Source organism: Pseudomonas sp. UBA7500, assembly GCF_002478435.1.
In the GTDB taxonomy this organism is placed as follows: Bacteria; Pseudomonadota; Gammaproteobacteria; order Pseudomonadales; family Pseudomonadaceae; genus Aquipseudomonas; species Aquipseudomonas palmensis.
In genome coordinates this window covers 13,738-33,595 of sequence record NZ_DLNW01000044.1, presented here as the reverse complement: position 1 = coordinate 33,595, position 19,858 = coordinate 13,738, and the positions used below count along the sequence as shown (strand labels likewise).

Annotated in this window: 21 protein-coding genes and 2 pseudogenes; 16 read left to right on the top strand and 7 right to left on the bottom strand. The window is 61.0% G+C overall.

The annotated features are described in order from the left end of the window. Nucleotides 1-7: 7 nt before the first annotated feature. From B4I46_RS17130 to B4I46_RS17105, 6 genes are read left to right on the top strand one after another with little or no spacing between them, the layout of a single operon-like run. Complete coding sequence (locus B4I46_RS17130; protein WP_286901104.1) at nucleotides 8-409, top strand: TIGR03750 family conjugal transfer protein; 402 nt, start codon at nucleotides 8-10, stop codon at nucleotides 407-409. After that, on the top strand, nucleotides 406-1,044 hold the full coding sequence (locus tag B4I46_RS17125) for a PFL_4703 family integrating conjugative element protein (protein ID WP_053868023.1): 639 nt from the start codon (nucleotides 406-408) through the stop codon (nucleotides 1,042-1,044). Before B4I46_RS17130 ends, B4I46_RS17125 begins: the two co-directional genes overlap by 4 nt. Then, nucleotides 1,044-1,850 (top strand): TIGR03749 family integrating conjugative element protein, encoded by an 807-nt coding sequence (locus B4I46_RS17120; protein WP_053868022.1) that lies wholly within the window; start codon nucleotides 1,044-1,046, stop codon nucleotides 1,848-1,850. The genes B4I46_RS17125 and B4I46_RS17120 overlap by 1 nt, the downstream gene beginning before the upstream one ends. Further along, entirely contained in the window at nucleotides 1,840-3,348 is a 1,509-nt protein-coding gene (locus tag B4I46_RS17115; protein ID WP_053868021.1) for a TIGR03752 family integrating conjugative element protein, read from the top strand. Before B4I46_RS17120 ends, B4I46_RS17115 begins: the two co-directional genes overlap by 11 nt. Then, nucleotides 3,311-3,730 carry a TIGR03751 family conjugal transfer lipoprotein gene (locus tag B4I46_RS17110; RefSeq protein WP_286901101.1) on the top strand — a complete coding sequence of 140 codons (420 nt, stop codon included), beginning with the start codon at nucleotides 3,311-3,313 and terminating at the stop codon, nucleotides 3,728-3,730. Before B4I46_RS17115 ends, B4I46_RS17110 begins: the two co-directional genes overlap by 38 nt. Then, complete coding sequence (locus B4I46_RS17105) at nucleotides 3,730-6,471, top strand: conjugative transfer ATPase (protein WP_053868019.1); 2,742 nt, start codon at nucleotides 3,730-3,732, stop codon at nucleotides 6,469-6,471. Before B4I46_RS17110 ends, B4I46_RS17105 begins: the two co-directional genes overlap by 1 nt. A 93-nt stretch (nucleotides 6,472-6,564) precedes the next feature. On the opposite strand, the gene B4I46_RS17100 is transcribed toward B4I46_RS17105, so the two are convergent. Continuing rightward, nucleotides 6,565-6,693: a hypothetical protein gene (locus B4I46_RS17100; RefSeq protein WP_256127447.1), complete on the bottom strand. Its 129-nt coding sequence runs from the start codon at nucleotides 6,691-6,693 to the stop codon at nucleotides 6,565-6,567. Here B4I46_RS17100 and B4I46_RS17095 point away from each other — a divergent pair. From B4I46_RS17095 to B4I46_RS17080, 4 genes are read left to right on the top strand one after another with little or no spacing between them, the layout of a single operon-like run. Beyond that, nucleotides 6,692-7,669, top strand: a complete 978-nt coding sequence (locus tag B4I46_RS17095) for a TIGR03756 family integrating conjugative element protein (RefSeq protein ID WP_286901099.1) — start codon at nucleotides 6,692-6,694, stop codon at nucleotides 7,667-7,669. The two genes, B4I46_RS17100 and B4I46_RS17095, sit on opposite strands and share 2 nt — an antisense overlap. Further along, nucleotides 7,669-9,024 (top strand): integrating conjugative element protein, encoded by a 1,356-nt coding sequence (locus B4I46_RS17090; protein ID WP_053868017.1) that lies wholly within the window; start codon nucleotides 7,669-7,671, stop codon nucleotides 9,022-9,024. The genes B4I46_RS17095 and B4I46_RS17090 overlap by 1 nt, the downstream gene beginning before the upstream one ends. Beyond that, nucleotides 9,021-9,326 (top strand): hypothetical protein, encoded by a 306-nt coding sequence (locus tag B4I46_RS17085; RefSeq protein WP_286901098.1) that lies wholly within the window; start codon nucleotides 9,021-9,023, stop codon nucleotides 9,324-9,326. The genes B4I46_RS17090 and B4I46_RS17085 overlap by 4 nt, the downstream gene beginning before the upstream one ends. A gap of 9 nt (nucleotides 9,327-9,335) precedes the next feature. Then, a complete protein-coding gene (locus tag B4I46_RS17080; RefSeq protein ID WP_286901097.1) occupies nucleotides 9,336-10,874 on the top strand; it encodes a conjugal transfer protein TraG N-terminal domain-containing protein in 1,539 nt (512 codons plus the stop codon). A gap of 4 nt (nucleotides 10,875-10,878) precedes the next feature. On the opposite strand, the gene B4I46_RS17075 is transcribed toward B4I46_RS17080, so the two are convergent. Further along, nucleotides 10,879-11,241: a hypothetical protein gene (locus tag B4I46_RS17075; RefSeq protein ID WP_286901095.1), complete on the bottom strand. Its 363-nt coding sequence runs from the start codon at nucleotides 11,239-11,241 to the stop codon at nucleotides 10,879-10,881. Nucleotides 11,242-11,705: 464 nt separating this feature from the next. Here B4I46_RS17075 and B4I46_RS17070 point away from each other — a divergent pair. From B4I46_RS17070 to B4I46_RS17060, 3 genes and pseudogenes are all read left to right on the top strand, one after another. Beyond that, nucleotides 11,706-12,070 (top strand): annotated as a pseudogene (locus tag B4I46_RS17070) (DUF3085 domain-containing protein). Nucleotides 12,071-12,369: 299 nt separating this feature from the next. Then, nucleotides 12,370-12,693 (top strand): hypothetical protein, encoded by a 324-nt coding sequence (locus B4I46_RS17065; protein ID WP_286901093.1) that lies wholly within the window; start codon nucleotides 12,370-12,372, stop codon nucleotides 12,691-12,693. Between the two features lie 87 nt (nucleotides 12,694-12,780). Next, nucleotides 12,781-13,719, top strand: a complete 939-nt coding sequence (locus B4I46_RS17060) for an ArdC family protein (protein ID WP_286901092.1) — start codon at nucleotides 12,781-12,783, stop codon at nucleotides 13,717-13,719. Nucleotides 13,720-13,800: 81 nt separating this feature from the next. Here B4I46_RS17060 and ltrA read toward each other — a convergent pair. From ltrA to B4I46_RS17045, 3 genes and pseudogenes are all read right to left on the bottom strand, one after another. Continuing rightward, nucleotides 13,801-15,220 (bottom strand): annotated as a pseudogene (gene ltrA / locus B4I46_RS17055) (group II intron reverse transcriptase/maturase). Nucleotides 15,221-15,719: 499 nt separating this feature from the next. Next, nucleotides 15,720-16,085: a histone-like nucleoid-structuring protein, MvaT/MvaU family gene (locus tag B4I46_RS17050; RefSeq protein WP_053868010.1), complete on the bottom strand. Its 366-nt coding sequence runs from the start codon at nucleotides 16,083-16,085 to the stop codon at nucleotides 15,720-15,722. Between the two features lie 124 nt (nucleotides 16,086-16,209). Beyond that, the gene (locus tag B4I46_RS17045; RefSeq protein WP_286901089.1) at nucleotides 16,210-16,404 is read right to left on the bottom strand and encodes a hypothetical protein; all 195 of its coding nucleotides are present in this window, start codon (nucleotides 16,402-16,404) and stop codon (nucleotides 16,210-16,212) included. A gap of 223 nt (nucleotides 16,405-16,627) precedes the next feature. Between B4I46_RS17045 and mobH the strand changes: the two genes are divergently transcribed. After that, nucleotides 16,628-18,340, top strand: a complete 1,713-nt coding sequence (gene mobH, locus B4I46_RS17040; RefSeq protein WP_286901087.1) for a MobH family relaxase — start codon at nucleotides 16,628-16,630, stop codon at nucleotides 18,338-18,340. A gap of 65 nt (nucleotides 18,341-18,405) precedes the next feature. Here mobH and B4I46_RS17035 read toward each other — a convergent pair whose 3' ends face one another. Both B4I46_RS17035 and B4I46_RS17030 read right to left on the bottom strand, forming a co-directional pair. After that, nucleotides 18,406-18,600 carry a hypothetical protein gene (locus B4I46_RS17035; RefSeq protein ID WP_286901085.1) on the bottom strand — a complete coding sequence of 65 codons (195 nt, stop codon included), beginning with the start codon at nucleotides 18,598-18,600 and terminating at the stop codon, nucleotides 18,406-18,408. A gap of 214 nt (nucleotides 18,601-18,814) precedes the next feature. After that, a complete protein-coding gene (locus B4I46_RS17030; protein WP_286901083.1) occupies nucleotides 18,815-19,138 on the bottom strand; it encodes a hypothetical protein in 324 nt (107 codons plus the stop codon). 53 nt (nucleotides 19,139-19,191) lie between these two features. Between B4I46_RS17030 and tnpA the strand changes: the two genes are divergently transcribed. Beyond that, the gene (tnpA, locus tag B4I46_RS17025; protein WP_286901081.1) at nucleotides 19,192-19,524 is read left to right on the top strand and encodes an IS66-like element accessory protein TnpA; all 333 of its coding nucleotides are present in this window, start codon (nucleotides 19,192-19,194) and stop codon (nucleotides 19,522-19,524) included. Next, entirely contained in the window at nucleotides 19,521-19,856 is a 336-nt protein-coding gene (gene tnpB, locus B4I46_RS17020; protein WP_286901080.1) for an IS66 family insertion sequence element accessory protein TnpB, read from the top strand. Before tnpA ends, tnpB begins: the two co-directional genes overlap by 4 nt. Nucleotides 19,857-19,858: the final 2 nt, after the last annotated feature.

The window sequence follows — 19,858 nt, the reverse complement described above, 5'->3', positions numbered from 1 at the left end:
GGTCACCATGTCCGAAGCCCCTGCCACCCTACCTGACGGTACGCTGACCTTCCTGCCGGAACGCCTAAACCGTGATCCGGCCGTTCTTCGCGGGCTCACCAACGACGAGATGTGGGTCGCGCTAGTGGTCGGTGCCGGGCTAGGTGTGATCCTCGGTGCACCGCTGGCGGTGGCCACCGCTTCCATCGCCACCCTCCCCACCTGCATGTTCATCTGCATGGCGCTGGTGTTGCTAGGCGGAGGCAAGTTACTCCGCCGAGCCAAGCGCGCCCGCCCCGAAACCTGGCTTTACCGGCATCTGCAATGGCACCTGGCAGTGTATTGGAGCATTGGTACCCACCAGCTGATCCTGCATTCGGGCCCCTGGACCGTGCGCCGCACGCGTCGACATGCGAGGGTCACGCCATGAGCCGCTTTCGCAACAAGGTGGATGCGCAGCAGGCGCATATCTTCAGCCTTCGACTGGCCGTTTCGATCCTGGCGCTTCTGTGCTGCGGGCTTTGGTACGGCTGGCAGTCCTCGCCTTCCGAGCTGACCATTCACGTGCCGCCCGATCTGCGCTCCGGCAGTACGCGCAAGTGGTGGGATGTACCCCCGGAAAACATCTACGCCTTCGCGCTGTACATCTTCGGCCAGCTCAACCGCTGGCCCACCGACGGCGAGGTTGACTACCACCGCGCCATCTTTGCCCTGCAGCCCTACCTGACGCCGGCGTGCAAGACCTTTTTCGACGGCGACTTCGAGTACCGCAAGGCTGCCGGCGAACTGCGCGGCCGGGTGCGCGGCGTGTATGAGGTGCTGGGCCGCGGCTACAGCGACGACCCCGACCTGCGGGTGAAGCAGCTGGATAAGCACAGCTGGCTGGTGAAGCTTGACCTCAACGCCGACGAGTACTACGCCGCTGAGCCGGTGAAACGCGTGGTGGTTCGCTATCCGCTGCGCGTGGTGCGCTTTGACGTCGACCCCGAGCACAACAAGTGGGGCCTCGCCCTGGACTGCTACGAAGGCACACCGCAGAAGCTGGCGCTGCCGGGAGGTGCGTGATGACGCGTTTCTTGATCCTGATGCTGGTGGTGGCCGCCGGATGGTGTTCAGTCGCTGGGGCCGTCGAGGTCAAATACTGGGATCGCTTGCCGCTGGCCGTACCGCTTACGGTGGGCCAGGAACGCATCCTGCTGCTGGATGAGGATGTTCGCGTGGGATTGCCCGGCGCGATCGCCGGCAAGCTAAGGGTGCAATCCGTCGGCGGCACGGTGTACTTGCGTGCCGCAGAACCCCTTCCCCCTACCCGGCTGCAGCTGCAGTCGGTGAAGTCAGGCGACATCATCCTGATCGACATCGAGGCCCTTGAGGGCAGCGAGACGCTGGAGCCGGTCAAGATCGTGGCCCAGGCTCCGGTACCGGAGGTGGAAGCTGCGAAGCAGGCGACACCTGCAGCGACGCCAGTACCGGTGGTGCTCACCCGCTATGCGGCGCAGAACCTCTATGCGCCCCTGCGTACCGTGGCCCCACTGCCCGGTGTGCGACGAGTGCCGCTGAGCGGCTCTGTGGCACTCAGCTCGTTGCTGCCCACCGAACGGGTTTCGATCAAGGCACTCGCGGCCTGGCGGCTGGGCGACTACTGGGTGACCGCAGTGAAGATCGTGAATCGCGGTCCGGGCAAGGTGGCGCTGGACCCGCGTCACCTGCAGGCCACGCTGTACGCCGCAACCTTCCAGCACGCGGACCTCGGTCTCACCGGTACGCCTGAAGACACCACCGTGGCCTACCTCGTCACCCGCGGCGGCGACCTGAAGCATGCGCTGCTGTTGCCCCCGCCAAAACCGGAGGCTGCCGATCATGAAAGCTAACAGCCTGCTCAAGTGGCTGGTGCCTGCGGTCCTGCTGGCCATCGTGCTGATCATCATCAAGTCCTGGGTGACCGCCCCGGATGGCCAGCCAACTCACGATCCGGAGAATGCCACGCTCAGTGCGGAACAGGCCAAAGCCTTGGGCATCGCCGGCGACACCCCGCGCGACACCGTGGCCACGCTGATCGGCCAGGTAAAAGCGATGCGCAGCGAAATGCTGACGTTGAAGAAAGGCAACGATGCGCTGCAGACCGAGAACAACCGGCTGCGCACGCGCGAAGGCAACATCGACACGCGCATCCAGAGCACGCTGAGCAGCGTCACCCAACAAGTCACCGAGCAGCGCCAGCAGGCCAACGATGCTCGGCAGAAGGCTGAGCAGCAACACCGCGAGACCCAGGGGCTGCTCTCCAGGCTCAAGGACCAGCTCACTGGCAAGCCAGCCGCAAAGTCAGATGTACCTGCGGGCTTCGGTCTTGAACAGGGCGACGAGCAGCAGTTTGCAGGGGCTCAAGCACCGCCAGATGCGGTGCAGTGGATCGAACCGTCGGATGCACGCGTCGGGCAAGAGGATACCGGCAAAGCTGATGGTCCGCTGTCGTCGTTGACCTCAAAGCTTAAGGACCTGCACGCCCTGGACAACAACGCCATCGACCGTGGCCAGGACCGCTTGCGTGCCGTCGCCAAAGGCGAGCGTGATCTGGAGAACGCTCAGGACCGTACCGAAGGCGCCAGGCCCGTCTACACCATCCCCGAGAATTCGACGCTGATGGGCTCGATCGCCATGACCGCGCTGATTGGCCGGGTGCCGGTGGACGGCACAGTGAACGATCCCTATCCGTTCAAGGTGCTGGTGGGGCCAGACAACCTAACTGCCAACGGCATCGACCTGCCGGACGTGGTCGGCGCGGTCATGAGCGGCACTGCCGCCGGTGACTGGACGTTGTCCTGCGTGCGCGGCCAAGTCGAGTCGATCACCTTCGTCTTCAGCGACGGTACTGTCCGCACGGTGCCGCAGCCGCAGAAGGTTGTCAGCCGCAATCGCAGCAGCACTCAGACCTCGGACACCGAGAAGATCCGCGGCGGCCTGGGCTACATCTCCGACCCGTACGGCATTCCCTGCATTTCCGGCGAGCGCCGCTCCAACGCGCAGCAATACCTGGGCAGCCAGAGCCTGATCACCGCAGCCGGCGCCGGCTTCGCTGCAGCCTTGGGCAGCGAGCAGACCAACACCTCGTTCATCAATTCGGCCAGCGGCAGTCTGAGCCTGTCCCAGGACAGCGGTAACAGCGCGCTGAACTCGGTGATCAGCGGTGGCATTGGCGACATCCGTGCGTGGATCAACAAGCTCTACGGCGAAGCCTTCGCCGCCATCTACGTGCCCCCTGGGGCCAAGGTGGCTCTACACCTGGACCACGAAATCAGCATCGACTACGAACCCAAAGGCCGGAGAGTGAACCATGAAAGCCCATCCGTCTCGGTACTGGATCTGGATTAGCCTGCTGCTCGGCCTGCACCTGGCCGGCTGCTCCACCAGCAAGGAAGAAATGCTGCCCCACGGCGATCACACCATGCTGGATATCTGGAACGGCGGTGGCTCGGTTGGTACTCAGCAGCAGCTGCTGGAGGCGCGTGGCGAACTGCGTCGCCCGGTGCTGGATCCCGAGCGCCTGATCAACGACCAGAGCGCCTACACGCGCACGGCGGCCAACGAAATCCGTGCACAGTTCCCGCGCCTGCCTAACCCAGACCTGGTCATGTACGTCTACCCGCACCTGGCCGGTACCCAAGAGACGCCTGTGCCTGGCTACTCGACCGTGTTCCCGCTGTACGAGAAGGTCCAATACGCGCTGCCCGGCGAGCGCCTGGACGATCTGTGATGGCCGATGACGCGAGTCGCGACCCGCCGCGCTGGCAGCCCTGGCGCGCAGCGCGGCGTCGGCGCGCCACTCTGGCCGATGAGGCCGCTCAGTACGCGCACAACCCCAGCTTTGCCGACCATTTGCCCTGGGTCGAATACCTCGAGGATGAGCAGTGTTTTCTGCTCGACGACAACCGTTCCGTGGGCGCCGTGTTCGAGTTGCAGCCGATCGGCACCGAGGGCCGTGAGCCCGATTGGCTAATGGCGGCACGCGACGCCCTGGAAGATGCACTGCAGGACAGCTTCGACGAGCTCGATCAGGCACCTTGGGTGGTGCAGTTCTTCTGTCAGGACAACATTGATTTTGCCCCATTCCTTGAACGCCTGGAGTGCTACATCGCGCCGCGCGCGCGAGGTACGCCGTTCACCGAGGCCTTCCTCGCCTCAATGCACCGCCATCTTGAAGCCGTCGGCAAACCGGGCGGGTTGTTCGACGACCACGTGGTGTCTCACCTGCCGTGGCGCGGCAGCAATCGGCGTATTCGCCTAGTGGTCTACCGCTGGCTCGGAGAGCAGGCTGACGATGATGGGCAAAGCTCGGTTCAGCTGTTGAACCGCACCTGCGATCGCCTGGTGGCCTCGCTGCAGGCCTGCGGGGTCAGCCCTCGACGCCTAGCCGGGCGTGATTTCTACGCCTGGTTGCTGCCCTGGTTCAACCCCGCCCCTGCCCTCACCGACGAAACGCCTGCCGCGTTCTATCGACGTGTGCCCTACACGGAGACGGAGGGCGGCGAGGAGCTGCCGCTGCCGTTCGACCACGATTTCGCCGAGCGGCTGTTCTTTCAGGAGCCGTGCTCCGATAGCGAGCAAGGTCTGTGGTACTTCGATCAGCAGCCGCACACCGTGATGGTGGTCGACAAGCTGCGCAGGCCACCGCATATCGGCCAGTTGACCGGCGAAACGCGCAAGGGCGAAGCCTTAAACGCCCTGTTCGACCAGTTGCCCGAGCAGGCGGTGATGAGCCTGACCTTGGTGATAACGCCCCAGGATGTGCTCGAGGAGCAGCTCAATCGCCTGGCGCGCAAAGCCATCGGCGAGAACCTCGCCTCGACCCAAACCCGCCAGGACGTGGAAGAGGCCCGCGCGCTGATTGGTCGCCAGCACAAGCTGTACCGCGGCACGTTGGCGCTGTACCTGCGCGGTGCCGATGAACAGCAGTTGCGCCAGCGCTCGGTCCAGGCTGCCAACGTCCTGCTCGGCGCCGGCCTGCAGCCGGTGCGCGAGGGCGATGAAGTGGCCGCGTGCAACAGCTATCTGCGCTGGTTGCCGATGGTCTACAACCCGGCGCGGGACGCACGGAATTGGTACACCCGACTGCTGTTTGCCCAGCACGTCGCCAACCTACTGCCGCTCTGGGGACGCAGCATCGGTACCGGCAACCCGGGCATCACCTTTTTCAACCGTGGCGGTGCGCCGCTTTCGTTCGATCCGCTGTCACGCTTCGACCGCTCGATGAATGGCCACCTGCTGTTGTTCGGCCCGACCGGCGCCGGCAAGTCGGCCACCCTGGTCTCGATCCTGATGCAGGTCATGGCCGTGTACCGGCCGCGGCTGTTCATCGTCGAGGCGGGCAACTCCTTTGGTCTACAGGGTGACTATTTCGCCACCCTCGGGCTGTCCGTCAACAAGGTTCAGCTCAAACCAGGCAGTGATGTGAGCCTGGCGCCGTTCGCCCATGCCCGACGCCTGATCGAACATCCGGACCAGGTCGCCAGTCTGTCGACTGAAGACCTGGATGAGGCCGCGCCGGACAATGACGAGCAGCGCGATGTGTTGGGCGAACTGGAGATCACCGCGAGGCTGATGATCACCGGCGGCGAAGCTAAGGAAGAGGCGCGCCTGACCCGGGCAGACCGCAGTCTGATCCGCGAGTGCATCCTCGATGCCGCCCGGCACTGCGCGGCGACTGAGCAGCAGGTGCTGACCCGGCATGTTCGCGATGCCCTGCGTAAGGTCGCCAGCGACACTCACCTTCCGGACAAACGCCGCGAGCGCGCGCAGGAGATGGCCGAGTCGATCGACCTGTTCTGCCAGGGTTTCGAAGGTGCCTTGTTCGACCGGCCCGGCACCCCTTGGCCGGAGAGCGACGTGACGATCGTCGACCTCGCCACGTACGCCCGTGAGGGCTACGAGGCGCAGATGTCGATCAGCTACATCAGCCTGATGAACACGGTGAACAACATCGCCGAGCGCGATCAGTACCTGGGGCGACCGATCATCATGGTTACCGACGAAGGCCACATCATCACCAAGAACCCGCTGCTGGCACCCTTCGTGGTCAAGGGAACGAAGATGTGGCGTAAGCTCGGCGCCTGGTTCTGGCTGGCAACGCAGAACATGGCCGACTTGCCCGATGCGGCGCAGACCATGCTCAACATGATCGAGTGGTGGATCTGCTTGAATATGCCGCCAGCAGAAATCGAGGAGATCGCCCGCTTCAAGAAACTCACCCCGGCGCAGAAAGCACTGCTGCTCTCCGCGAGCAAAGCCTCGGGCAAATACACCGAGGGCGTGGTCCTGTCGAAGAATCTGGAGACTCTGTTCCGCGCGGTCCCACCGAGCCTGTACCTCGCGTTGGCCATGACCGAACCCGAGGAAAAAGCCCAGCGCTGGCGATTGATGGAAGAGCACCAGCAGTCCGAGCTGGAAGCCGCCCTGCAGATCGCGGCGGAGATTGATCGCCTGCGCGGCATCTCGTGAACGATACCGTCAGGGCTATCCGAGCCCTTCTGCTTAGAAAAAATCGGAAAGAGCACATATGTACTCCTTCAGCATTTTGCTCATCTCGCGCCTCTAAATCGAGCGCCCGACGAAACCGATCACCCCGGACTCGGTTTGTCCGCCCTCCTCCAGCACCGGATCAGGGATGCTGAAACTTGGCGCACGGATGCACACCGCTGCAACCTGACGAGCGTTGCCCATGAACCTCACCGCCTTCACCCGAAGCCAAGCGCCGAAACCCAGAACCGCTCGCCGTGGCCGTGCCTTCACTGCGGCAGCTCTGATGCTCGCCGCCGAGCAGTGTCTGGCATTGACCACGCCAACCCTCATAGCCTCCGTCACTTCGCTGCAGTGTCTGGAATATCGGGTCGTAGGAATCTGCTACTGGCTGCTGTGCACACCGTTCGGCTGCACGGTGCGGACCTCACCGAAGATCCGTCACTTCATTCCCGAGCTGGTGGTATCGAGCTATGCCGACACCGGCGCCAATCCCTGGAGCGAAATGTCGGCGCTGTCGGCGCCCACGCCGGCCTCGCAAGGGGGTGGCAACCTGATCACGCCTTCGCCGCAGCGCGATAACCTGCCCAGGTTCAAGAATGTCGACGGCATTGGCCATCCCGGCGGGGCTGCCCTCACCGCTTTGGCGCATACGTTCGGCTATGCCTGCCCAAGTGGGGCGCTGCCGTTTGCGCCCTACTACCTCAGCACGTTAGATCCGCTGGCTTGGCGCCAGGCCGTTCCCGAATCCGTCTATCCGCAGGCGCTGGTCCCGGGTATGCGTGAAATCGGCAACCAGGCTCTCGGGGAGATGTGGGGCAGCGTGTATCCGCGCCACGGTTTTCTGGTGCAGCCCGATGATTTCAAAGCGGCGGCCGTGATGGCCCAGCGCGCCAGCGACTTCATCACCCGCGTCGGCCAGCCGCACGTTTATTGGCCGCTGCAGCCGATGCCGGCTCCCGGCTATTGGCCGCCGCAGCCGGTGATGGAGAACAACGTCAACAATCACCGCTGGCAGTTGCTGGTCCCGGTGATCCAGAACACCTGCGCCATCTTCCCCAGCCCAACGGTCCAGAGCACCGACGGCGCTTACGCCTGGTCGCTGTGGCGGCCCTACCGCTGCTGCCAGCGCATGGGCCAGACCTTCCTGTTCAGCATCGACTTTGATGGAGGCCAATGATGAACAACCTCGCGCTCGGATTGGTGTGCTTCCTCGTGTGTGCCACGGGCCATGCCGCCGAGAACGGTTACCACCTTGGTGACCAGGCGCCAGTGCTGGATGACCGCGTGATGTACACCATCGGCGGCGGTTCGGCGGCGGGAGCGCCCTCCTCGCTCTACCGACCCAATGGCCTCGGCGTGGGCATGTCGTGGCGCGCCAACATGATGTGCGGAAACATGAACCTCTCGAACACCCTGCAGAACCAACTCAATGGCGCCACCCAAGGCTTCCAGCAGATCATGGGCAACGTCATCCAGAACGCCACACAGGCGGTCATGTCGCTGCCGGCAATGATCATCCAGCGCGCCAACCCCGGGCTGTATGAGCTGCTGAGCAATGGCGTGCTGCAGGGGCGCATCGACTTCGATCGTTCCAAGCTCACCTGCCAGGCGATGGCGGCGAAAATGGCCGACAATGTCGACCAAGCCGGCTGGGGCGCGCTGGCCCAGAATCAGGAAATGCAGCACAACCTCGAGCAGTCCGGCGGCGATGCGGTAATGGCGGTGAAGGATACCGAGTCGAACAACGGCAACAACGGCGTCAGCTGGGTCGGTGGGCAGAAGGCCGGCGGTAACGGACAGCAACCCATCCGGGTGACGTCTGACGTGGTCAAGGCCGGCTACAACCTGCTGCACAACCGATCCGTCGAAGACACCTCCGCCCTCGGATCGGCTTGCCAGAATGGCGCTATCTGCCAAGCCTGGTCGAGCCCCGAGGAGGCCTCGGAATGGGCGACACAGGTGCTCGGTGAAACCGAGGTGGAAACCTGCGATGACTGCGAGACGCTGCGCGTCACCGCCGGTACGGGCCTGTCGCCGCTAATACAGGAAACCTACGCAGAAAACCTGGAGGGACTTCAACGGATGGTCTCGGGCGCCGACCAGCCCACCCCAGAGAACCTCGGCAAGGTCTCCAGTCCCTTGCTGCAGGTCTCCCGCGGCGTCATCGAGGGGCTGCGCGATGACCCTGACCAGAACTTGCTGGCCCGGCGCCTCGCCAGTGAGACCGCGCTGTCCAGCGTGATCTACAAGGCGATGCTGCTGCAGCGCACGCTGTTCGCCGGCAGCCATGAGCCGAACGTGGCATCGGCGCAGCCCGCCACGACTGCCCTCAACAGCAACGTCGAAACGCTGGAACGGGAGATTCGCCTGCTACAAACCGAGCTGCAAGTACGCCAGTCGCTGGCCACCAACACCGCCAGCCTGGTCCTCGATCGTCACGCCGGCGGCGCCGACGCCTCGCGCAGCATTGATCAGCGCGATCCGGAGCCGGACCGACTGCGTCGGGCTGACCAGGAGAGGAGCACGCCATGATCACGTCATCTATGAGATCACTGATCGTCCACGTGCTGCTGATCCTCGGCACCATGCTGATCATGTTGCTGATTGCCTTGATGGCAATCCAACTCCTCGCCGCCCAGCTGGATTGGCTCGCACCAACGCGGGCAACTGCCACCTACTTCGCGTGGTGGCGCGCCCTGCTGTACACCCTGATCTTCACCGGCTGGGCCGCAGCGTTGCGCAGGCGGCATGCGCCTGTGGACCAGCAACGGCTAAAGCGTCTGGGATTGATCGGCTTCAGCTCGATCATCCTTGTCGAGCTGTGTCGCGTGTGAGGTGCAGCCATGAACATGAGCACCAACAGCTACCTCGAGTACTACCTGTCGCTGCTGGCCTGGATCATCAACAACGGGATCTGGAACACGCTGGCGGACACCGGGCTGTTCGCCGCCCCCTTCGGTGCAATCATCCTGCAGGAGTGGCTGTCGGCCCGCCAACAGGGTGCCGACGAGGGCAACAAGGGCCTGCTGTCGATCCCTCGCGTCGAGAACCGGTTGTGGATGAGCTACGTGGTCATTCTGTTCGGCTGCATGCCGTTCTTCCCGCTGAACCTGTCCTCCTTGACTTTCGACGATGCCGCGAGCCAGCGCTGTGGAGTGTCAATGGCCAGGCCCGCCGACACGGCCTGGGGCACGACTTTCAACACCATCGGCGAGAAGTCAGCGAACGTGCCGGTGTGGTGGTTTCTCGTGCATGCCATGAGCAAAGGCATCACTGCCGCCGCGACTGCGTCGATTCCCTGCGCGCCCGACATCCGCGCGATGCGCATGGAGATCGACAGCTCGCGCATAAATGACCAAGTGCTTCTGCAGGAAGTCGCCGACTTCACCAGGGACTGCTACGGCTTTTCGCGCTCGCGGCTGTTCACCAATCGCCCCGAGCTGGACGAGTCGCAAAGCTACGATGCGTCCTGGATAGGCTCGACCTACCTGCTCAATACACCGGGTTATTACGATACTGACCGCTCGCGAATGCCCAGAGTCGATTGGCCGTACGACGAAATCCGCGACACCTCGCTGCCGCAGCTCGACAACGGCGCTGGCTACCCCACCTGCAAACAATGGTGGAGCGACGGCACGATCGGACTGCGCGATCGCTTGGTGGCCGAGGTCGATCCATCACTGCTATCGCAACTACGGGGCTGGCTGACGGGGCGCACCTCTACGGAGGTCGAAGACGCCACCTTGCGCGAGCTGGTGAGCCCACGGCAGCAGTCATTGAGCATGGCGCCTGGGCAGGTGTTCCAGGACTACGGCAGCAGCGCCCGCGGCGGTTCGCTGACGCAAGGGCTGAACGACCTGGCCACCAACACCGGCCTGGCCCTAGGCTCGTTCAGTAATTTCCCGGCAATGAATGCGCTACGCGCAGCATTGCCGATGGTCCAGGCCTTCTTGATCATGGGCACGATTATCAGCCTGCCGCTGGTACTGCTGATCAGCACGTACCAGCTCAAAGCGCTAATGACGATCACGTTCGCGCTGTTCACGCTGCACATGCTCACCTTCTGGTGGGAGCTCGCGCGCTGGATCGACTCGAGCATGCTCGAAACGCTGTACAACCAGGTATCGGTCACAGACCAGGCGCTGTTGTCGTTGCCGACAGCAGGCTTCATGGACGGAACGGTCACCGCGCAGGTGATCGAGTACGTCATGGGCGCAATGTTTGTTTTGCTACCGATGATCTTTATCGGTGCAATGAGTTGGGCGGGATACAACGTGGGAAGTGCTATCCAGACCCTTCTTACTCGTGGAACAGAGGCCGCTCAGACACAAGCAGGAAGAGGCTCATCACAGCTAATGACAGGTGTCCAGAAACTCAAATAAGACTCTACTTGAGCGCCCCGTACTCGTCATACAGCTCTGGATACTTGTGTTGATGTTGAGGGTGACTGACCTGATGCACACCAGGTTCCTCATCATCGGACGCCGTAATGGGCAGTGCCGCCATAGCCCAGAGAGCGACCATTCCGATCGCCAGGAAAAGTGCAACTGACGCAACCGCAAGGACGAGGAGCAACTTGATAACCTGCAAGCCAAATCGCCGATACTTGCAAGGTACTGAAACCAATATGCGAGAGTGCAGCACTTTCGTTTCGAGTCGTTGCATCATTCGACCAGCATCAACCGCAGTGCGAATGAGAAACCTGCCGAGACCGGTCCGGCCGGAACTGGCAGAAGCTGGAGTCGACATTTGATTACCTCCCTTACCCATCACCGCGCTTGCGGCCAAACCACTACCGTTAATTTGGATCCAAGCTTTAGCTTACTCCTCTGTCGCTGAATTCCATGACCGTTGATCACTTGGACAACCCGGATTATCGCCGGTGGTGCTCATTGGATAGGGAACATTGCCTCCACTGAAAAGCGCCATTGACTCAATATCGGTTCGCTTGGTAAACCACTTGTGCAATCGCTGGTTTTTCTGGCATCCCAGGTAGCCATAACCTTTGAGGCTACGTCACGCATGTGATGGTTACCCCGAAATGCGATTCGCGTTCGGCAGCTCGTATGGTCACCGCTCCCCGGTGATGAACGCTTTCTAATCCCCGGGTTCACTGAACCTGCCTCTTCGTTGCACCTTACTCACATCCATTCCAGTGCTGGGAACTCTCCCACGCGGGTGGCGTTCATCCGCACCCTCTGGAGGATCTCATCATGCTGCGTTTCACAGGCACTGAACTTCACGCCGTGTTGGCCGAGGCCGGTATCAATGGTTGCAGACTGATACTGGTCAAGGACCACGGTGTTTACCTCATGTCCGAGATCGGCGAAAGCAAACCGGACGGTGGCGGCCGCAAACGCGTGGCCTATGCCACTGGCTGCAACCCCAGCGTCGACGACTTCGACACCTGGTGGAATCGGCCCGCGAAGAATTCGGCGGCGATGATTTTGCCGAGTACTTCGACATCGATGATCCTGTCCTCGCCAGCCTTCGCGGCACTGCAGGATCGTTGGTGGTAGAGGCCACCTTCACTCACCTGTACCTGGCCGCCGAGGTTGATCCGGCAGGCAAGTCTTGAACGCAGAAGCGAGCTATACGCGTACCCAGAGCGGCACCTTAACCGGGCCTCTCTGGGCGCCTCTCGCATCCATCTTCAGTCGCTTGAAGATCGCCGTTTGTCAGGAGTCCAAGGACGGAAGTCTTCGCTGGAACTCCCTGGATAGAGCCCTCCATATGAGGTGTAGATCGGAGATTGACCTCACGTCCAAGCGCGGTTTAATACATGGACGCACCCAGCTCAATGCCTTGTTCAGATTGAGCAGGTCCACGCACGAACCTCACATGAGGTGCCGCGGGATCAGCTACGCGGAGGTCCCAATGTCCAGGATGAAGCGCTTTTCCGATGCGGTGGTGCTGAGCCCAGGCGTTTGGCAGCAGTTCATTGACCCTGTCACAGGCGAGGAACCGATTGGACAGTCAGGCCTGCGCTTGGCAGACCTGCTCAACAGCGTGCTGACTTCGGCACCGCGTGCTTCACACTGCCCCAATGAACTGCAACTCGACCGCTTGCGGCACAACGGCACTTCAGTACCTGCTCACCTGCCGCAGCTTCAGCTGGATCGCATCACGCCACACAGGGGCCCGGCTTTTCTGCTCATCCGGCTACCCGGCGAGATCGTAGTCGATATCGCCGCCCTCTGACCTTGTCAGCACCGCTACTGCCTCACTTGCCCCACCGGGAACCCTTCCCGGCTGGGAAGCGTTCCCCCTACACGCCCGGAGAACGCCATGTCCGATATCTATCTGGATGTCACCAACAAGATCGTCAGCGCCTTGAGCCAAGGCGTGATCCCCTGGATCAAACCCTGGACCACCACCGGTTCAAAAGCTGAATCTCCTTTTCCCATCAACGCCATCACCCGACGACCCTACACCGGCATCAACATTCCACTGCTGTGGGCCGAGGCGCGCCTGCGAGGTTTCACCCAGGATCGCTGGCTGACCATCAACCAGGCACGCAAAGCGGGTGGCCATGTACGCAAGGGCGAGCAATCCACCCTCGCGGTGCTGTACAAACCGATGAGCAAGGAGGCGCACGACGAGGACGGCCAGCTCGTTCGCGATGACCAGGGCAATATCAAGATGGTGCAGTTTGCCCTCTTGCGCACGCACTGCCTGTTCAACATCGAGCAGACCGAAGGCTTGCCTGACGAGGAGCCAGGCCCCACTGAGCACACCGAGCCACCCGCTTTTATTGACCATGCCCCGGCCGAACAGCTGCTGCTAGCCAGCGGCGCGCAAATCGAGCATTGCTATGGCGACAGCGCGTTCTATCAGCCGCTGCGCGATCGCATCCAGTTGCCCACCAAGGCTCAATTCGAGGACGTCGGCAGCTACTACGCGACGGCCCTGCATGAGCTGACTCACTGGTCGGGTCATCGATCGCGCTTGAATCGCGATGGCATCACCGGCGGGCATGCGTTCGGTTCCGCAGCCTATGCTTTCGAGGAGTTGGTCGCGGAAATGGGTGCAGCGTTTCTCTGCGCACTGACCGCCACCCAGGGAGAATTGCGCCACGAGGAGTACCTGGCCCCCTGGCTGAAGATCCTCAAGGAAGACAAGCGTGCGATTTTCCGCGCCAGTGGCCAGGCCCGTGAGGCCTCGGAGTTCCTGCTGGCACTGCAGGCCGACCGCACCACAGAAGCGCCGGAGCGACTCACTGCGTGATTTCCCTCAAATCGAGGAGGAGGCGGGTTCGCACCCGCCGTCCTCTCACACCACCGTGCGTACGGTTCCGTACACGGCGGTTCAGATCATGCGGCTAAGTCGGTTGATCGTATCCAGTATCGAGACCAGTCCGAGTCTATCCCACAGCTTCTTCGGTAGCGCCTGATTCACATGAGACGCCCCCGAATTCCACCACGGGCCTCGGCCATTAAAGGCCGATTTACAGGCACGTTCTTCGCTCAGGCCCAGGCGCATCAGGTTGCGCGCCCTCGTTGAGGGCCGTTTCCATTGACGCCAGATGACGCAGCGAAGTTTATGCCTGACCCAACCATCCAATTTCTCAAGTGGGCGTTTGCTCTGGCTGAGCTTGAAATAGCCAGCCCAGCCTCGCAGGACAGGGTTGATTCGCTCAATGACGGTCGCCACTTTGCGGGCCCTTACACTGCGCAGCAATATTCTGAGTCGTTCGCGTAAGCGCCCCAGGCTCATCGTTGCCACGCGCAGCCTTGGTTGCTGGTGCCTGCTCATCCCGTAGCCCAAATAGTCACACTTCCAAGCCTCTGCCACTTGGCTCTTCTTCCGTCACCGTCAATTTCAAACGATGGCACAGGAAGCGCTCGGTGCTGGCCAACACCCGCTCGCCTGCCCGAGGACTGCGAACATAGATGCTCGCATCATCGGCGTAGCGTACGAAGCGATGACCCAGTCGCTCCAACTCGCGGTCGAGTTCATCCAGGAGGATGTTCGACAGCAACGGCGAGAGCGGGCCGCCTTGCGGCGTCCCCTCCTGCCGCGGACTGACGATACCGCCCGACATGACACCGGCTTCGAGATAGCGACGGATCAGCCTGAGCACGCCCTTGTCTCCGATACGGCGCTCGATACAAGCCATGAGGATGTCGTGGTTGACCCGATCGAAGAACTTCTCCAGGTCGAGTTCCACGCACCAGCGATACCCCGACGCCACATGGGAGCGGGCCATTTCAACGGCTTGGTGAGCGCTTTTGCCCGGACGAAAACCGTAGCTGTAGTCCGAAAACAGCGGATCGAAGAGTAGCGTGAGTTGTTGCTGTAATGCTTGCTGGATCAGGCGATCCACGACGGTGGGGATTCCCAGTTGCCGTGTGCCGCCCTGCGGCTTGGGAATTTCAACCGCTCGCACTGCTTGGGGATGGTATTCACCGGCCAGCAACCTGGCCTTGAGGGTTGGCCAATACTGTTTCACGTAGCCCGCCAAGTCAGCGACCGTCATGCCATCGGCACCCGGAGCCCCCTTGTTGCTGACCACGCGTTGATACGCACGCCTGAGGTTGGCCGGTGCAAGCACCCGCTCCATCAGCGTGTCCGGCTCCGCGTTCGTCCACGTCGCTGACGCCGCCGGCACCTTTGCACTGTCAGGCATCACCCTCGGCTTCTGGCCGGGATTCGGAGTGACAGATTCCGTTGTAGGAAATTTCTGCATTACGGCTACCAACGAGACAGTGACGCCTACTAGCGGCATAACCTGTTCGGCCCTTGGTGGCGCGGTTATCCGCCACTTACTACGGCTTCGGCTGACTTCTGCACGTTCATCCCGTCGCCTCTCGACGCTCGGTAGCACATCGGCAAACGTGCAGATCTCCCAGGGTAATTCGCGCGACCTTCCTGCTTATGCCTGTCGGATTTACGTCACAGCGCCCCGTGCAAGTATTGGGCTTTGACGATTTGGGCCGCCTCACCCCGCTGTGCCGCCTCTATCCGCTTCCTGTTCGTCAGGCCAGCAGTTTGCCTCGGGCTTCCTTCAGATTCGCGGTCACCCACGACACCCTTGCCTCCGGCTAACACTTCCCCTTGCCGGGTGTGTAGAGGACTTTCACCTCCAAGTCACCCGCTTTGGCCACCACAACCAAGCGGGTTGCGCTACGCGCAACGCGCCATGCCTGGCGCACCCAGCAAAAAGGCCCCAATTCGGGGCCTTTGTTTTTCTGCAGGGTCAGCATCGACCGCTTATGCGGAGTCGATTACTCCAGCCAGCTCTCGACGGCGTCCGAGCCGTGTTCCTGCTTCCACTGTTTGAGGATCTTGTGGTTGCCACCCTTGGTTTCCACGACCTCGCCACTGTGCGGGTTCTTGTAGCGCTTGACCTCGCGCGGCTTGCGCTGAGCACCGCTCGACACGCTTGCGGCACTCACGCTCACACCCTTGGACGGATCCAGAATGCTGATCACCTGGCGCAGGCTCATGCCGTACTCTTCCAGCAAGGCCTTGAGCTTCTGTTCAAACTCGATTTCCTGCTTCAGGCCGGAATCGTTTTTCATCGCATCCAGCTGTTGAAGTTGCGCGGCCAGTTGCGCTTCCAGTGCTTTGAATTCGGCAAGTTTGGACATGAGAAATCGTTCCTAGGTATGAGACACGTGAATGAATACTAACTGAGACACACTCAACATCCGAGTATTAATTCCCAATCTAAGGGTCATTTCATGCTCATTAATTGCAAAACTCAGTGACAGATCAATCAGACAAGTTCTGACGGAGGTGCGCCACCACCTCGCGAGGCACGGCGCTGCTACCAATCTTGAACAAGCTGTCGCGCTGGCTGCGCGGCAACTTTTTCGCACAGCGTTTGGCGGCAGACCGAATGGCAGCATCTGTGCCATGAATCCGGTCCGCCAGCAGTACGATCAATACCGCATCACTCAGCGTCATCAGCGCCCCAGATCAGAAACATGATGCCGGGCAGTCTACCCCCACTCGAAAGGGTCGGCTATGCCGATCGACCGGTTAACCCGACGCGCCAGACTTCGGATTATCGCACTCGCGAAAAAGGTCAAGGCGGTAAAGGGTAATGGTGTCAATGGAAGGGGGCGCAAGGGTAAGAGGCTTATCCGAAAAGGCAAAAGGACCTTTTGAACGCAAGGCAGGTACTGCGATGAGACGCTGGTGGTTCAAACCGCAAAAAGGCCTTCCCGAAGAGACCTCTCCCGCCGCCGTGGGCTTTCATCAACCACTGTCGGCGGAATCACTGCTCGCTGTCAGCCACCGGAAAAGGCTGCTCGAGCGCATCTGGCAATACACGGCCCTCTCCCCGCTACAGTTCGAACAACTCTACCTCGAACCGATACGTCGCTTTGCCACTTATGTACAGCAACTACCGGCCAGTGAGAGCCATCACCATGCCTATCCAGGTGGCATGCTCGACCACGGCTTGGAGCTGGTGGCGTGCAGCCTGAAGTTACGCCAGTCCTACTTACTCCCCAGTGGTGCCGCTCCGGAAGATCAGGCCGCGCAGGCTGACGCCTGGAGTGCCGCCATTGCCTACGGCGCCCTGCTCCATGATGTTGGAAAAATCGCCGTCGATCTTCATGTGGAGTACCAGAACGGTGAACCCTGGCACCCTTGGCACGGCCCCCTGAATCAGCCTTATCGCTTCCGCTACCACCCCGACCGGGATTACCAGCTACACGGTGCCGCCGCTGGGCTGCTGTATATGCAGATCCTGAGTCCTGGCCTACTCGACTGGCTCAGCAGCTACCCTGTCTTGTGGGGGCATTTGCTGTCCTTGCTAGCCGACCACTACGAGCTCGCCGGCACGCTCGGAGAGTTGGTCCTGCAAGCCGACCGGGTATCCACGGCACAGAACATCGGTGCCAACCCGACAAAGGCACTGCAAGCACCCAAGCACTCGCTGCAGCATCACCTGTTGACGGGGTTGCGCCACCTGATCAAGAACGAATTCAAGCTCAACCAGCCCGGCGCGGCCGGCTGGCTCACCGCCGACCATCTGTGGTTGGTCAGCAAAACCGCGACCGACAGGCTGCGTGCCTACCTGTTGGCTCAATCGGTGGACGGTATTCCCTCCTCCAACATCGCCATGTTCGATGAACTGCAATCACACGGATTAGTGGACGCGACACCTGGGGGCAAAGCGGTATGGAGTGCCAACGTAACAGACGATGACTGGCAACATCGCTTTACCTTTCTCCGCCTGCAACCGAGCCTGATTTGGGCCGATGAACCCCGGCCAGACTGCTTTAAAGGAACGGTTGAGCCGATGATGGAGCATTCCCTGCCGACCGGTGAAACCTGCGAGTCGGCTTTGGACCTACCGCAACCAACTCCGGAAGGAAAACAGCCCGTACCCGAGCACCCGAACCAGGATTTTGACTATCTCGACGATTTGATCGACATGTTGCAAGAACCGAGCGAGGTTGAAACTGGACCAAGCGCGGAAAGCCTGTACTCCACCGCTGCGCCACCACAAGATGGCGCGGGGCTTGCCTTTCTCGAATGGCTGCGCGAAGGAATTCATAGTCATCGCTTAATGGTCAACGACAGCAAGGCAAAGGTCCACACCGTGGACGGCACCTTTTTCCTGGTCACGCCGGGCATTTTCCAGCGCTACGCTGCGGAGCATCCAGAGCTAGCAGCGGAAGATCCTGAAAGCGAAGCCTGGCGACGAATCCAACGTCAATTTGAAAAGCTGAATGCTCATCTCAGAAAGCCCAATAGCCAGAACATTTGGACTTGTACTGTACGAGGCCCGCGGAAAACCACATCCCTTAACGGCTACATCCTGCGTGACGCCAATCTCGTTGGTCTGCTGCCCCCCCCAAACAACCCCTTCCTAAATTTGCAAACTTGACGATTGACAGCGTGGCTAGGGCTGGACCTACTCTATGACGACGGATTCCAAAGGATTGCCACGCTTCAGCCGCTTGGATACGCTAAGGCTGATCCTTCAGTTGTCTCGGCTTGACCGGGGTTATTAGGCACCGCCGCATTGCCCTGAACTGTCATTTTAGCTCCGGTGCGGGAGTAACCTTCCAATTGAATCATGTTCAACAAATGCTTGTCCGTAATGCTGGAAAACTTTTTGAGCCATGCGCCGATCCAGCGAATCATTGGCAGTAGTCAAGATTAGGTTCATGGACGGTATCGAGGCGGACACCAGCCGGAAGATATCCAAGATTGCCACTCGATTTAGGTCATCCAAATGCGCAATTGGCTCATCGAGGAAGAAGCTTCCTCCGGTATTCCGAGCTCGGGCTAGTAGGGTGACAATGCCAGATCCTGGCGCTGCCTCCGGCTAAGCTTCCCTTCTGCGTCCAATGCAGGCTTATGGCCCTCGGCGAAGACAGTTCCATTTCAATGCATCTTCGCCTTCCGAAACGCCCAAGCCTTTGTACACTTCGCCGGCATGCATTCTGGAAAACAGCTCAGCTGCAGGACTGAGCAGGGGCTTCAGGCTAGAGGCGGTGAAGTCCTTCACATGGAAGGCTTGCTGCTCAATCGCCAGGTCTGCATCAGCAATGTAGCATGTGCCGATTCTCAGCCTGCTGGTCAACTCAACCAGTTCCTGCTCAAGCTTTTTCAGCTTCGCCGAGTCTGTATCGTATCCGTCCGGCCAACACATCTTCCTGACGCAACCGCCGAAGGCCATGGTGTCCACCTAATTAAGTGGACACCATTTCTGGCCCATCAAGCGGATTTTCCATGCACCCTCAGCGCCGTACCTACAGCAAATCTTTCAAAGCCCAGGTCATCCAGGAGTGCTCCGAGCCCGGTACCTCCATCGCAAACATCGCCTTGGGCTACAGCCTCAATGCCAACCTCGTCCACAAATGGATTCGGCTGCACAATCAAAAAGCCGTGGCTCTTCAGCCTGCGTTCATCCCGCTGCATCCGCAGATGCTCGACGCTGGAACGCATGCTCAGCCCCCCAGTATTAGCCTGGAAATCCAGCACCCGCGCACGCCCATCAAGATGACTTGGCCAGTGGACAGCGCAACCGCCTGCGCAAGCTTCCTTCGAGAGCTGTTGCGATGATCCGCATCGACGCCATCTGGCTCGCCACCGAGCCGATGGACATGCGCGCCGGTACCGACACTGCCATGGCCCGCGTGATTTCAGTGTTCGGTGCGGCGCAGCCGCACTGCGCTTATCTGTTCGCCAACCGCCGCGCCACCCGCATGAAAGTGCTGGTGCACGACGGGTTGGGCATCTGGTTGGCGGCACGTCGGCTCTCCCAAGGTAAATTCGCCTGGCCTGGCACGCGTCACGGTTCACAAATGGAGCTGAGCGCCGAACAGCTACACGCCTTGATACTGGGCTTGCCATGGGGAAGAGTTGGCCCCGGAAACGCCATTTCCATCCTCTAAGC